We start from the raw sequence: 13,352 nt of genomic DNA on the forward strand, positions 1-13,352 counted from the left end.
CAGGTCAGACCTAGCCGAAGCTATGCGTACGCTGCGGAAGCGAGCCGGGAAGACACAGACCTGGCTCGCCCGCCGCTGCAACATGTCGCAAACAAAGATCAGCAACATCGAGAGTGGAAAGCTCACGCCTGCAATTGTCGATGTGGAGCTGATCCTAGAAGCGCTCGAAGCCGGCGGACCGATAGCCGAAGAGCTGCTGTCTCTAGCCCGCTCGGCAAACACTGAGTGGCAAGACCATTGGTCTTCGCGTCGCCGAGGGCTCGATAAGAAGCAGAACGAGTTGGCGCGACTTGAAGCAGCGTCGACGGAGTTTCGGTTCTTCCTGCTCTCTATGATTACCGGTTTGCTAGCCACACCCGAGTACGTACGCGCAAGCATCGCAGATGTTTCCGGCGACCAGTCCAAGATTGTGGCGAAGAAGCTCGAACGCCAAAGCATCCTACGGGACTCGTCAAAGTCCTTTACGTTCCTACTAACGGAACAGGCCATTAGGTGGCCGCTACTCCCGCCCCTTGGCATGGCAATGCAACTTGACTGGCTAGCTTCCATCTCACGCATTCCGAACGTACGGCTAGGCGTGATCCCGCTGGATGGCTACATTCCCGAGCGACCCTTGAACACCTTCACGGTCTATGACCGGAGACTGGCCACTGTGGAAACTGGCACTGGCGCCCTCATCCTGCGCGACCACAGGGACGTGGAAGCGTACCGAGAAGACTTCGAAAGGTACGAGGCGCACGCCGTGTTCGGGGATGACTTCAGGCGACTGCTCTCCGACTGGTCGACGCTCTTTACCCGACAACGGGAATAAGTCTCGGTTCGCTGCGCCGTCCACGGGACCATTGGTTGTCGATTCCCGGAGACAGTGGCGAAGGGGTGCGCAATGGCAACCAAGACAGACGAGTGGGAGTACGTGACCTACGCGCCCCCTGGACAAAGGTGTTCGGCTTGCCTGCGGGGCGTTGAGCCTCTCGACCCTGTCCGCCGAGGAACCATCGAGCGGGCTTCGGGACCGCCCGTGGTGATCTACCGGCACGCAGCGGAGTGCCCCGGCGGCGGGATGGCCGCGTGATGGAGATGCTGGCCTGGAGGGTCGCGTGGGACCGGGCCGAAAATGCCTCAGAGTCCATACGGGCGACCTTTGCCGCCCTCGGTCTTCCCGAGTCCGTGTGGTGCGGCGTGAGGCCCTCCGTCACCAGCACCGGACGTGCGTACGTCGACCTCGGGAAGCTCCCCACCGAGGCGGTTGAGCAGATCGCCGAAGCACTTCGGTTGCCCTCGGCGCACTGAGGGCAACCGACAGGATCCTGTCTCCGTCCCCACCTCCCGACGTGAGACAGGTAAACCCCCGACCGGACAAGGCTTGAACAGGGGCAGGACGTGCCCCGTCTGGGTTGATGTGCTCAGGTTCTCCCCCCCGGTCCGCCCCTTGGCTGGGGTGCCGCCCTGGGCGGTGAGGGCATCGCTCCGGACCCAGGGAAGCCGGGGCAGTGAGGCCCCTGTAACACACCCCTAATCGCCGAGAGAGGAAGTCCGACGATGACGATCACGGTTGAAAGCCCAGTCGCCTTACGGCACGGGCGGGACCTTGTCAGCCCCGAGCTGTTCGAGCGGCTGGCCGCGTTCTGCGCGGACGAGTACGGCCTTGAGCGGGTCGTGGCCGAACGCGTGATGGACCAGGCCATCGCGTTCGTGTACGTCCTGGGCAGCCAGAAGGCGTACGACATGGCGCCCAGCGAGCGGGTGGACCCCGGCTGGCATTCGTTCATGCTCCACACGCAGGAGTACGCCGCTTGGTGTCAGGAGCAGTTCGGCTACTTCGTCCACCACTCCCCGAACGCGAGGGTACGGACGCGCCCGCTGTTGGTGTCCGTGGCCGACCGTGTCAGGGCCGCCGGGTTCGAGGTCGACGCCCGACTGTGGGGCACCGCAGCCGAGTGCAACCCCCCGGCCTGCTGCGGCGACGGCGACGGCTGCTGAGCGGTTCGCGCAGCGATCACCTGGCAGGCCGGTTCAGCCCTCCCTGACCCACCCGATCAGGACGCGACCCGGGGCGCGGGCATTGCGCCCCGGGTCGCACCACACCCAAGGGTTCCAGTGATGGCAACGAATGACGAGGGACTGACCGGCCGTGGCCGCGTCACGGTGTTCACGATGTTCGGTGTGGTCTTCGGGTACGCCACCCACCACCTTGACGAGCGGCAGATCGGGGACGTGGCCGTCGTCGGCCCCCTGACGCCCGGGGCGGAGTGGCCACGCCTTTGGCAGATGGCCCGCACCTGCGGAAAGCCGACCGCCAAGGACGCCGAGCTGGCGCAGTGGATTCTGGCCCAGGCGACCCGCTCGTTCGTCTGCGGCAGTGACCGCATCGCGCAGTTCGACCGGCAGGGCTGGAAACTTGAGCCCGGCGGCAAGCGGATCGGCTTCGAGGCGACCTACGCCAACCGCGACCACCTCTGGACGGGCAACATGACCGTGGACGGCCTCACCCCGGACCAGGTGGCGGAGCGGCCCACCATCTACCGGGCCCGGCGTGAGTTGTCGACCCGGCGCGGATCGGCCTCTCCCCCTGGTCCACAGCAGTAGATCGCAGCAGCTCGGCCTCCACCGGGGTGGCGTGCAGACCGTTCGCCCGCGCCTCGCGCAGCTGGGGCAGTGTGAGCCCGTACATCGCGCGGACGGCCTTCAGCGGCACCCCGTCCGGACCGCCGACGGCGAGGCGTACGGTGCCCTCCGTCGCGACGATCCGCTCGCGGACCCATGGTGGGGGCGGGCCCCAGCCGCCGTCGCAGTATTGGAACGCCGTCAGGGGGGCGGTGCAGTAGGACTGCTCCTCCCAGCGCAGCCGTCCCCCGACGACGCGCTGCCACGCCTCGGAGCGGCACGCGTCGCAGGGCTCGCAGTGGAGCGTCACGAACTGTTCAGCCATCGGTGGAGCATCCCGTAACGGGTCGGGCCGCGCATCCGGATAACGTCTGCGGCATGACTGAGCTGTCCTCCCCCACCGCCCGCGACGTGCGCGTCGTCGCTCATCGCGGGGCCTCGTACGCGCACCCCGAACACACCATCGAGGCCTACCGGCAGGCCATCGCCGACGGCGCGGACGCGCTGGAGTGCGATGTGCGGCTGAGTGCCGACGGGCGGCTGGTGTGCGTGCACGACCGGACGGTGGAGCGGACCTCCGACGGCCGCGGCATCGTCTCCGAGATGACGTACGAGGAGCTGTCCGCGCTCGACTTCGGCCGGTGGAAGGGCGACGCGCACCGCGGGGCGCGGGTGCTGCTCTTCGAGGACCTGCTCAAGGAGGCGCTGGCCGCGGACCGGCCCGTGGGGCTGGCGGTCGAGACCAAGCACCCCACCCGGGCCGGCGGGCGCCTGGAGGCCGAGCTGGTGCGGGTGCTGCGCGACCACGGCCTGGCCGACGGGGCGTCGGGGCTCGTCGAGGTGATGAGCTTCTCCCGGACCGCGCTGACGCGGATGCACCGGCTCGCCCCCGGGCTGCCGGCCGTGTACCTGATCGAGCGCCGGGTCAGGCCGGTCCGTCCCCCGTTCGCGACGCACGCGGGCCCCGGCATCGACCTGGTGCGCAAGGACCCCGGACTCGTGGGGCGCCTGAAGGCGAAGGGGCTGGCGGTGCGGGTGTGGACCGTGGACGAGCCCGAGGACGTGGAGCTGTGCGTCCGGCTCGGGGTGGACACCATCATCACCAACCGGCCGCGCGAGGTGCGCGGGCTGCTCGGGGCGCGGGCCCGCTGAGGGCGGCCGTTCAGTACGCCGGGTGCCCGCTCCGCGGTGCGCCGCGCCGGCTGGCCCGGACTGCGCGGACGCAGCCGGCCGTGCAGCCGGCCGCGCCGGCCAGCGACAGCGCGAGCAGCGGGTTCACCCAGGGCGAGACGAGTTCCACGTGGGTGCCGCCGGGGAACTCGCAGAGCACCGAGGCGGGCAGCAGCGTCCGGGTGACGGTGATGTCGGCGTCGGGGGTGCGGTACCCGCCGGGCCCCTGGTGTTCGGCGAGCGCCTGCACGCAGGGCCGTACGGGGCGGGAGTCGAGGCCCGTGAGACCGCCGACGGCGGTCAGGAGGGCCGCCGCGCTCAGGCACAGTGCCGCCGCTTCCACCCACCTTCCGAGGGGGTTCGCGCTCACGGCCGGCTTGCGGGTCGCCAGCAGGTGGACTCCTTTGCCCAGGAGGAAGAGGAGGGCGAGGAGACCGAGGGCGGCCATGAGGAGGGCGGTGACGATCGAACTGCTCCCTTGCGGAGATCTGTGTGCGCCGGGGACCTGGTGCCGCGGCGCGCCTGCCGGAGACTACGGACGTACGTCCGGGCCGTCCGGTTGCGGAGGTGGGAACACCCGGCCGGGCGAGCCGGCCGGGTGTGGGGGGTCCGAGGGGATGGCGGGGTTACGCGAAGCGCTGGTTCGCCGAGCCGTTGCAGGGCTGGAGGCGCAGTGGTTCGTGGGCGGCGGCCACGGTCAGGCACATGCCGGTGGCGGCGGCCGGACGCAGGGTGGCGCCGTCGCGGACGAACTTCTGGTTGGCGCCGCCGTGGCAGTTCCACAGGATCAGACCGGTGCCGGCCCCGTAGTTCGCGCCGGGGACGTCCAGGCAGCGGTCCTGGGTGAGTTCGGTGTGCACGGCGCCGCGGGCGGCTTCGTACCACCAGCCCTGGTTGCGGCCGCCGTGGCAGTCCCAGCCGACGACCTTGGTGTTGTTGGCGCTGGAGCCGCCGAAGTCGTCGAGGCAGTTGCCGGTGGCCTCGTTCTTGAGGGGCTTGTAGAGGTCGTCCCAGGCGCCGGCCTGCAGGACGGGCGTCCCGGTGCTGGCGGGGTCGGCGCAGGAGGCCTCGCGCAGGCCGGAGTCGTAGAGCTGGGTCAGGCAGGACGCGAAGGCGCCGTGGCCGCGGTAGTTGGGGTGGAAGGACTGGCGGGCGGTGTTCTCGTCCCACGGGAAGTGGTCGCCGACGTCGAGGTAGAGGCCGCGGGCCCAGGTGTCCTCCATGCACACCTCGTGGCCCTGGAAGAGGCGCGAGTTGTCCAGGTAGAGGGCGCCGGAGGCGCGGGCGGCCTCGCGCATGCCCTTCTCGAAGGTGGGCACCGCGTAGTTGCGGCCCCAGGCGGCGTCGGAGTCGTATCCGGCGCAGCCTCCGGGGAGCTTGCCGGGGAAGTCGGGGTTGTCGTTGAAGTCGGGGCCGATGGGGCTGGGGTAGCCCATCACGACGAGCTTGTAGTCGGAGTCGGCGTAGCCGGCGTCGCGCATGACCGTCCTGAGGTCGGCGACGGTGGCCTCCACCTTCGGCTTCAGGCCGTCGACGCGGGCCTGCCAGCCGGGGCCGTACTTGGGCTCGCAGGTGCCCTGGCTGAGCACCCAGCGGGTGACGCAGTCGGTCATGACGGGGCCGAACTGGAGGTCGTCGTTGGCCCCGGCGACCAGCAGCACCATCTTGATCTTCGTGTTGCGGGCCTTGACGGCGAGGCTGTCGCTCTGGACCAGCTCGTCGGCGTACTGCTTGCTGCCGCCGATCCTGATGTTCCCGGTGTAGCCGCCGGAGCAGGCCACGTTGAAGGTCAGGTCGGCCGGGATGCCGGTGCGGTGGATCGCCGAGTCCGGCGAGCGGTGACACTGGTTGGCGGACGTGTTGGTCGCCGGGTCGTAGTTGCCGACGCCCTCGCCCGAGATCTCGCTGTCGCCGAGCGAGATGAGCCCGGTCTTGCGCTCGTTCAGCGGGCGGATCGCCGGGTCTCCGTAGAGCTTGGTGGCCTCGGCGGCCCGGACGGCTTCGAGTTCCGGCGAGAGGGGTGTGATCGAGCCGCCGGCGGCGGGTGCCGCCTGGGCCATGGGGGTGATGGCGGTGACGCCCCCGAGGGCGGCCGCGATCGCCGCGATGGCGGCGAAGGTAGATCTGAGCCTGGGTTTCGTACGCGCACGTGCCATGAACGCCTCCCCGATTGCGGTGTTACCCGTGGTGTCACCCGTGGTGTTACCCACGGTATTTACTGGTCGGTAGGGGAGTTGGGAACACTTCGAACAAGACAATTGCTCAACTTTTTCAGGAGGCAACGAACATGACAGAGGACCAGCGGTCCGAAGCGTTCCGGACCGAGCACGATTCCATGGGCGAGGTACGCGTCCCCGCGCACGCCAAGTGGCGCGCCCAGACCCAGCGCGCCGTGGAGAACTTCCCGCTCTCGGGGCAGCGGATCGAGCGCGCCCACATCGAAGCCCTGGCCCGCATCAAGTCGGCCGCGGCCGCGGTGAACGAGAAACTGGGCGTGCTGGACGCCGACACGGCGGGCGCCATCCGCTCCGCCGCGGCCGAGGTCGCCGACGGCCGCTGGGACGACCACTTCCCCGTGGACGTCTTCCAGACCGGGTCCGGGACCTCGTCCAACATGAACGCCAACGAGGTCATCGCCACCCTGGCCACCGAACGGCTCGGGCGCGACGTGCACCCCAACGACCACGTCAACGCCTCACAGAGCTCCAACGACGTCTTCCCCTCCTCCATCCACATCGCCGCCACCGCCGCCGTCACCGGCGAGCTGATCCCGGCCCTGGAGCACCTCGCCGCCGCCCTGGAGCGCAAGGAGGCCGCGTTCGCCGAGGTGGTCAAGGCCGGGCGCACGCACCTGATGGACGCCACCCCGGTCACCCTGGGCCAGGAGTTCGGCGGGTACGCCGCCCAGGTGCGCCACGGCGTCGAGCGGCTGCGCGCCGCGCTGCCCCGGCTGGCCGAACTGCCCCTGGGCGGCACGGCGGTCGGCACCGGCATCAACACCCCTCCCGGGTTCTCCGCCGCGGTGATCGCCGAGGTGGCCGCGGCGACCGGACTGCCGCTGACCGAGGCCCGCAACCACTTCGAGGCCCAGGGGGCCCGGGACGCGCTGGTGGAGACCTCCGGGATGCTCCGCACCATCGCCGTCTCGCTCACCAAGATCTGCAACGATCTGCGCTGGATGGCCTCGGGCCCGCGCACCGGATTGGCCGAAATCAATCTGCCGGATCTGCAACCGGGGTCCTCGATCATGCCCGGAAAGGTCAATCCGGTGGTCCCGGAGGCCGTCCTGATGATCGCCGCGCAGGTGACGGGGAACGACACCGCGGTCGCCGTGGCGGGCGCGGCCGGCAACTTCGAGCTCAATGTGATGCTCCCGGTGATGGCCAGGAACCTCCTCGAATCGATCCGCCTGCTCGGCAACGGCAGCCGGCTGCTGGCCGACCGCACGGTGGACGGGATCACCGCCAATTCCGAGCGGGCCAGGGAGTACGCCGAGTCCTCGCCCTCCGTGGTGACCCCGCTGAACCGCTACATCGGCTACGAGGAGGCGGCCAAGGTCGCCAAGCGGGCCCTCGCCGAGCGGAAGACGATCAGGGAGGTCGTCCTGGAGTCCGGCTACGTCGAGCGGGGCGCGCTCACCCTGGAAGAGCTGGACGAGGCCCTGGACGTCCTGCGGATGACCCGGCCCTGAACGGCCCCCTCCCAGGGGCCGAATCCGGTCGTTTACCGTCCCCGCACCCCTCCGTGACCTGCAACGCAGCCAGTTCGGGGGCAGCCGCCCTAAGATCTGCGCATGACAGGTACCCACAGGTCCGTGAGCGGTGCGGGGCACCGCCCCGCGCAGGACGCGCACTGGGCGCCCGGGGACCGGATCCTCTGGCGCTACCGCGACCACGCCCCGGGGCTCAAGGGCCAGGTCCACATCGCCCGTCCGGTGACCGTGGTGCGGGACACCGCCGAGCTGCTGGCGGTGTGGATGGCCCCCGGCACCGAATGCGTCAAGCCGGTGCTCGCGGACGGCACCCCCGTGCACGAGGAGCCGCTCGCCACCCGCTACACCGCGCCGCGAACCACCGTGCGCTCGCGCTGGTTCGGGGCGGGCGTGCTCAAGCTGGCCCGTCCCGGGGAGCCGTGGTCGGTCTGGCTGTTCTGGGACCACGGCTGGCGCTTCAAGAACTGGTACGTGAACCTCGAAGAGCCTCTCATCCGCTGGTCCGGCGGAGTGGATTCGGTGGACCACTTCCTCGACATCTCCGTCCACCCGGACCGCAGCTGGAACTGGCGGGACGAGGACGAGTTCGCGCAGGCCCAGCGCACCGGCCTGATGGACCCTGACCAGGCCCGGCGGGTGGAGGAGGCCGGGCGGCAGGCGGTCGGGGTGATCGAGGCCTGGGGGTCCCCGTTCCGCGACGGCTGGCAGGACTGGCGGCCCGATCCGGCCTGGGGCGTTCCGGCCTTGCCCGAGGACTGGGACCGCACCCCGGCGCATATGACGTCATGAGACCCTTGATGCGCCCCCGGGGTTCAAACGTAGGATCGTCCTCCGCCGGTCGTGCGCGGGGGGCCGACCGGCCCCCGTAAGCGCAAATGACCTGCGGCGACCGGGACTTGACCGGAGGTCGACGCCGAACGAGAGGTAACGAGCGGGACGCGGATCCCGGGGGTGATGGTGCCCCCGCCGCTGAGCGGGTATACCGCGACTGACCGAGTTGAGTGCAGCGCACATCCAGCGCAAACGGACGGAATTCCACGCGTGACGGAGTACCCCACCTCCCAGGAGGGCCCGCAGCCCGCCGTCGCCTCAGGCGGAGGTACGGACGAGCCCGGCCACGGCAAGGCCCCCATCGCGGCCGCCGAGGCCGTACGCACGCATGCGCAGACTCCGGCAGCCGACCTCCCGCGCCCGCGCGGCGCCGCCGGGAACGGCGGACCGCAGGGCACCCGGGCCTCCGGCCACGACGCGGCGGACACCGGCCCGGCCGGCGCCCGCGCGCGCGACGGCGAGGCCGCGCGCAACGCCGGGCGGCGGGACGCGGGCGGCGGCGAGCCGCTCCCCGGCGGCCCGGTGACGGCCGCCGCCAGGGCCCCGGGCGCGGCGGGCACGGATCCCGCGGCGGCCCCGGTCACCGGCGCGCCCCCGGTACCGGGGGCCGGCTCCGGGACGGGTGCCACCGGTCCCGGTGAGGTGAGCGTGGCGCGCCGCGAGGGCGACCGGCTGCGCTTCGTCGGCGCCGCCACCCGGCGGATCGCGCGCGGCATCGACCTCGACGAGATCGTGCTGGGCCTGTGCCGGGCGACCGTGCCCACCTTCTCCGACGCCATCCTCGTCTACCTGCGCGACCCGCTGCCCGTCGGCGACGAGCGGCCCGTCGGCCCGGTCGTTTTAAGGCTCCGGCGCACCGACCGGCTCCGGCCGATCGACGACCTGGCGCTGGCCGAGGGCGAGGGCACGGGGGCGGCGGGGGCCGCCGGGGAGCTCGACTTCAGCCAGCTGCCGCTGGTCGGCCCGCAGGGTGACCTGCCCGCGGCCGAGCTCTGCGAGATCCGCCCCGGCGGGGCCCTGGCCGAAGTGCTGCGCGGCGTACGGCCCGTCTTCGGATCGGCCGCAGGAGCCCGCGACGCGCTCCCGGAGCTGCTGGGGTCCGACCACCCGGTGCCGCGCGGCCAGCGGGCCATCCTGGCCCCGCTGCGGGGCCGCCGACGCGTCATCGGCGCGGCGGTGTTCCTGCGCACCCCGGACCGGGACGCCTTCGAGCAGAACGACCTGCTCGTCGCCGCCCAGCTGGCCACGCACACCGCGCTCGGCATCGACAAGGCGGTGCTCTACGGCCGCGAGGCCTACATCGCCGACGAGTTGCAGCGCACCATGCTGCCGGACAGCCTCCCCCAGCCCACCGGGGTGCGGCTCGCCTCGCGCTACCTGCCCGCCGCCGAGACGGCCCGGGTGGGCGGCGACTGGTACGACGCCATACCGCTGCCCGGGAGCCGGGTCGCGCTGGTCGTCGGCGACGTCATGGGCCACTCCATGACCTCCGCCGCGATCATGGGCCAGCTGCGCACCACGGCGCAGACCCTGGCCCAGCTGGACCTGCCGCCCGCCGAGGTGCTGCACCACCTGGACGAGCAGGCGCAGCGGCTGGGCTCCGACCGCATGGCGACCTGCCTGTACGCGGTCTACGACCCCGTCTCGCACCGGATCACCATCGCCAACGCCGGCCACCCGCCGCCGGTGCTGCTGCACCTGGGCGGCCGGGCCGAGGTGCTGCGCGTCCCGCCGGGCGCCCCCATCGGGGTCGGCGGCGTGGACTTCGAGGCCGTCGAGCTGGACGCCCCGGCCGGGGCCACCCTGCTGCTGTACACGGACGGGCTGGTGGAGTCCCGGCTGCGGGACGTGTGGACCGGCATCGAGCAGTTGCGCGAGCGGCTCGCGACCACCGCGCAGCTGACGGGGCTGGACCATTCGCCGCCGCTGGAGGCCCTCTGCGACGACGTGCTGGACATGCTCGGGCCGGGCGACCGGGACGACGACATCGCCCTGCTCGCGGCACGTTTCGAGGGCATCGCGCCGAGCGACGTCGCGTACTGGTTCCTGGACCCGGAGGAGACCGCTCCCGGCCGGGCCCGCCGCTTCGCCCGGCGCGCGCTGACCCGCTGGGGCCTGGAGGAGCTGAGCGACTCGCTGGAGCTGCTGGTCAGCGAGGTGGTCACCAATGCCGTCCGGTACGCCGAGCGGCCGGTGACGCTGCGCCTGCTGCGCACGGACGTACTGCGCTGCGAGGTCGGCGACGACTCCCCGCAGCTGCCGCGCCAGCGGCGGGCGCGGGAGACCGACGAGGGCGGGCGCGGCCTGTTCCTGGTCAACCGGCTGGCCCGGCGCTGGGGCGCCACCCGGCTGAGCAGCGGGAAGGTCGTCTGGTTCGAGCTCCCGCTGCCGGGGGCGCACGACCGCCGCTGACGTCCCCTCCGGCCGCTCCCGGATCCCGGAACCGGTCCCCTGCGCACGACGCACCGCCGCCCCGCAGCATGATCGCTGCGGGGCGGCGGTGCGTCGCGGTGCCGGGGTGCCTACCGGCCCAGGAGCGGGTTCGGCGGCCCGGGGGGCGTCGGGTCCTTCGTGGGCGGCGTCGGGTCCTTCGTCGGCGGCGTGGGCTTCTTCGTCGGCGTCGGGTCCTTGGTCGGCGCGGTCGGGTCCGGCTTGCCGGAGCTGCCCGTGGGGTCCGGGGAACCGGTGGGGCGGGTGCTGGAGCTGGTCGGCGTCGGGGCGACGGTCTGGTTCGACGCGGTGGGCGACGGGCTGCGGGTCGGCGCCGGCGGGGTGCCCATCTCGGCGTCCTCCAGGTCGAACTGGCCGGTGGTCTGGCCCCGGAGCGCGGCCGTGGTGTACGCCTGCCAGATCTGGGCGGGGAAGCTGGAACCGCCCGCGCGGCCCTTGCCGGCGGTGCCGGTCAGGGTGACCTGGTTGTGCGAGTTCGGGTCCTCGCCGAACATCGCGACGACGGTGACGAGCTCCGGGGTGTAGCCGGTGAACCAGGCCGCCACGTTGGACTCGGTGGTGCCGGTCTTGCCCGCGGCCTCGTAGGCGGAGCTGCGCACGGCCTTGCCGGAACCGTCCTCGACCACGCCCGTGAGGACCTTGGTGACGGTGTCGGCGGTCTTGGCCGTCAGCACCTGCCCGCCGATCGGGTTGACCGGCTTGAAATCGGCGTCGGCGTGCTCGGCCTTCTTGACGATGGTCGGGGTGACCTTCTTGCCGTGGTTGCCGAAGGTGGCGTAGACGCCGGCCATCTCGACGGTGTTGGCGCTCATGGTGCCGAGCGACATGGCGGGCCTGTCGGCCGGCCAGCCGTCGCGGTCGCGCATGCCGAGGGCGAGCGCGGTCTCCTTCACCTTCTCCGGCTTGGCGTCGACGATCATCTGCGCGTACACGGAGTTCACGGAGGAGTTGGTGGCCTCCTGGACCGTGAGCATCGGGTCGCCGTAGTTGATGTTGTCCTGGTTCTGCGGGGCGAAGGCGGTCGCGCTGCCGACGACGGCGCGCTTGCTGGTGCCGTCGTAGAGGGCGTTCGGCGTGATCGGACGGCCGTCCTGGGTCTTCGCGCCGGTCTCCAGGGCGGTGGCCAGCACGACCGGCTTGAAGGTCGAGCCCGGCTGGAAGTCGGTGCGCAGGGCGTTGCTCTCGGCCTTCTCCGTCAGGCCCACGCCGCCGTACATCGCGACGATCGCGCCGGTCTTGGCGTCGACCGAGGTGGCGCCGGCCTGGACGCTCTGGTCCTGGGGGCGGTCCTTGGTGTTCTTGCGGTCGAGCTTGGACTCCAGCTCGTCGTCGACGGCCTTCTCCAGCGCGGCCTGCTTCTTCTTGTCGACGTTCAGGGTGATGGTCCAGCCGCCGGCGGTGATGTCGGCGTCCTTGATGCCCTGGCGGCTCAGCTCCTGCTTGGCGGCCTGGACCAGGTAGCCCTTCTGTCCGTCCATGCCCGGGAGCGGCTTGGGCTTGATGGGCTCCTGGAACTTCAGGGTCGCCCGCTTGGCCTGGTCCAGCTTGCCCATCTCGACCATGTTGTCGAGGACGGCGTTGAAGCGGATCATGACCAGCCGCTTGCCGTTGGGGCCGGCGATCGCCCAGTCGTACTGGCTGGGGGCCTGGATGACGGCGGCGAGGTAGGCGGCCTGCTCCAGGTTCAGCTTCTCGGCGTCGATGCCGTAGTAGGCCTGGGCCGCGGCCTGGATGCCGTAGGCGTTGCGGCCGTAGAAGTTGGTGTTGAGGTAACCGGCGAGGATCTCGTTCTTCTTCATGCGCTGGTCGACCTTGATCGAGATCACCAGCTCACGGAGCTTTCGGGTCGCCGACTGGTCCTGGGTCAGGTAGTAGTTCTTGACGTACTGCTGGGTGATCGTCGATCCGCCGGCCTTGCCGCGGCCGGTGGCCGTGTTGAAGAGGCCTCGGGCGACACCGATCGCGTCGACGCCGCTGTCCTGGTAGAAGGACTTGTTCTCGATGGCGATGAAGGCCGTCCGCACGTCCTCGGGGATCTTGTCGATCGGGAGGATCTCGCGGTTCATCTGGCCGGTGCGGGCCATGATCGAGCCATCGGCGTACTTGTACGTGTTGCTCTGGAGGATCGCGTTCTTGTTCGGGTCCGGCGGGTCCACGGAGAAGTAGAGGGCGACCGCTCCGATGATGAGGAGCAGGGCACCTCCGAGGAAAGTCCCCAGGATCGTCTTCCAGTTGAGGAAGCGACGTATGCCGCTGCGCTTCCCCCCGGTCTTCCCGGTCGACTTGCCCGCACGCCCGCTCGGCGCTTTCCGCGCACCGCGCTGCTGCTGCGCCCGTCGCGCCTCTGCTCGGCCCATCGCTCCCGCTCCGCTCGATTACCCCCCCGACGTCAGCTCAGAAAACTAACACCGCAGGCTGTGACAAAGGACGGCTAACCCTGATCAATACCGGTCAATTCGGACGTGAGAATCAGCACCCACTCCGATGGAACCGACGCCCATGAGACCTGAAGGGTTGCGGTGAACGCAAAAAGTGATATCACTTTGCTAGGCGCTTCGGTCGGCCACGGCCGGACGCCCCACAT

The 13,352-nt window shown here is 70.9% G+C and carries 11 protein-coding genes; 7 read left to right on the forward strand and 4 right to left on the reverse strand.

Features of this window, described 5'->3' with window-relative positions:
- Positions 1-22: 22 nt before the first annotated feature.
- The 3 genes from OG295_RS11980 (at position 23) to OG295_RS11990 (ending at position 2,586) form a co-directional block, all read left to right on the forward strand.
- Positions 23-811 carry a helix-turn-helix domain-containing protein gene (locus OG295_RS11980; protein ID WP_371681171.1) on the forward strand — a complete coding sequence of 263 codons (789 nt, stop codon included), beginning with the start codon at positions 23-25 and terminating at the stop codon, positions 809-811.
- Positions 812-1,539: 728 nt separating this feature from the next.
- Positions 1,540-1,980 (forward strand): hypothetical protein, encoded by a 441-nt coding sequence (locus tag OG295_RS11985; RefSeq protein WP_371676861.1) that lies wholly within the window; start codon positions 1,540-1,542, stop codon positions 1,978-1,980.
- Between the two features lie 120 nt (positions 1,981-2,100).
- Positions 2,101-2,586, forward strand: coding sequence for a hypothetical protein (locus tag OG295_RS11990; protein WP_371676862.1), 486 nt, complete (start codon positions 2,101-2,103; stop codon positions 2,584-2,586).
- On the opposite strand, the gene OG295_RS11995 is transcribed toward OG295_RS11990, so the two are convergent.
- Positions 2,486-2,929 (reverse strand): hypothetical protein, encoded by a 444-nt coding sequence (locus OG295_RS11995; RefSeq protein ID WP_371676863.1) that lies wholly within the window; start codon positions 2,927-2,929, stop codon positions 2,486-2,488. The genes OG295_RS11990 and OG295_RS11995 overlap by 101 nt on opposite strands.
- A gap of 53 nt (positions 2,930-2,982) precedes the next feature.
- On the opposite strand from OG295_RS11995, the gene OG295_RS12000 reads away from it, so the two are divergent.
- Positions 2,983-3,756 (forward strand): glycerophosphodiester phosphodiesterase, encoded by a 774-nt coding sequence (locus OG295_RS12000; RefSeq protein WP_371676864.1) that lies wholly within the window; start codon positions 2,983-2,985, stop codon positions 3,754-3,756.
- Positions 3,757-3,766: 10 nt separating this feature from the next.
- Here the strand turns inward: OG295_RS12000 and OG295_RS12005 are convergent, their stop codons facing one another.
- Positions 3,767-4,222: a hypothetical protein gene (locus OG295_RS12005; protein WP_371676865.1), complete on the reverse strand. Its 456-nt coding sequence runs from the start codon at positions 4,220-4,222 to the stop codon at positions 3,767-3,769.
- 178 nt (positions 4,223-4,400) lie between these two features.
- Positions 4,401-5,930 carry a ricin-type beta-trefoil lectin domain protein gene (locus tag OG295_RS12010; protein ID WP_371676866.1) on the reverse strand — a complete coding sequence of 510 codons (1,530 nt, stop codon included), beginning with the start codon at positions 5,928-5,930 and terminating at the stop codon, positions 4,401-4,403.
- A 131-nt stretch (positions 5,931-6,061) separates the two neighbouring features.
- Between OG295_RS12010 and OG295_RS12015 the strand changes: the two genes are divergently transcribed.
- From OG295_RS12015 to OG295_RS12025, 3 genes are all read left to right on the forward strand, one after another.
- The gene (locus OG295_RS12015) at positions 6,062-7,465 is read left to right on the forward strand and encodes a class II fumarate hydratase (RefSeq protein WP_371676867.1); all 1,404 of its coding nucleotides are present in this window, start codon (positions 6,062-6,064) and stop codon (positions 7,463-7,465) included.
- Between the two features lie 102 nt (positions 7,466-7,567).
- A complete protein-coding gene (locus OG295_RS12020; protein WP_371676868.1) occupies positions 7,568-8,275 on the forward strand; it encodes a DUF402 domain-containing protein in 708 nt (235 codons plus the stop codon).
- 252 nt (positions 8,276-8,527) lie between these two features.
- Positions 8,528-10,729 carry a SpoIIE family protein phosphatase gene (locus OG295_RS12025; RefSeq protein WP_371676869.1) on the forward strand — a complete coding sequence of 734 codons (2,202 nt, stop codon included), beginning with the start codon at positions 8,528-8,530 and terminating at the stop codon, positions 10,727-10,729.
- A gap of 110 nt (positions 10,730-10,839) precedes the next feature.
- Here OG295_RS12025 and OG295_RS12030 read toward each other — a convergent pair whose 3' ends face one another.
- The gene (locus tag OG295_RS12030; RefSeq protein ID WP_371676870.1) at positions 10,840-13,125 is read right to left on the reverse strand and encodes a transglycosylase domain-containing protein; all 2,286 of its coding nucleotides are present in this window, start codon (positions 13,123-13,125) and stop codon (positions 10,840-10,842) included.
- Positions 13,126-13,352: the final 227 nt, after the last annotated feature.

The sequence above is a fragment of the Streptomyces sp. NBC_01276 genome (assembly GCF_041435355.1).
In the GTDB taxonomy this organism is placed as follows: Bacteria; Actinomycetota; Actinomycetes; order Streptomycetales; family Streptomycetaceae; genus Streptomyces.

Coding starts and splice junctions, on each gene's coding strand:
- OG295_RS11980 (WP_371681171.1), top strand. CDS start 23: ATGCGTACGCTGCGGAAGCGAGCCGGGAAGACACAGACCTGGCTCGCC.
- OG295_RS11985 (WP_371676861.1), top strand. CDS start 1,540: ATGACGATCACGGTTGAAAGCCCAGTCGCCTTACGGCACGGGCGGGAC.
- OG295_RS11990 (WP_371676862.1), top strand. CDS start 2,101: ATGGCAACGAATGACGAGGGACTGACCGGCCGTGGCCGCGTCACGGTG.
- OG295_RS11995 (WP_371676863.1), bottom strand. CDS start 2,929: ATGGCTGAACAGTTCGTGACGCTCCACTGCGAGCCCTGCGACGCGTGC.
- OG295_RS12000 (WP_371676864.1), top strand. CDS start 2,983: ATGACTGAGCTGTCCTCCCCCACCGCCCGCGACGTGCGCGTCGTCGCT.
- OG295_RS12005 (WP_371676865.1), bottom strand. CDS start 4,222: ATGGCCGCCCTCGGTCTCCTCGCCCTCCTCTTCCTCCTGGGCAAAGGA.
- OG295_RS12010 (WP_371676866.1), bottom strand. CDS start 5,930: ATGGCACGTGCGCGTACGAAACCCAGGCTCAGATCTACCTTCGCCGCC.
- OG295_RS12015 (WP_371676867.1), top strand. CDS start 6,062: ATGACAGAGGACCAGCGGTCCGAAGCGTTCCGGACCGAGCACGATTCC.
- OG295_RS12020 (WP_371676868.1), top strand. CDS start 7,568: ATGACAGGTACCCACAGGTCCGTGAGCGGTGCGGGGCACCGCCCCGCG.
- OG295_RS12030 (WP_371676870.1), bottom strand. CDS start 13,125: ATGGGCCGAGCAGAGGCGCGACGGGCGCAGCAGCAGCGCGGTGCGCGG.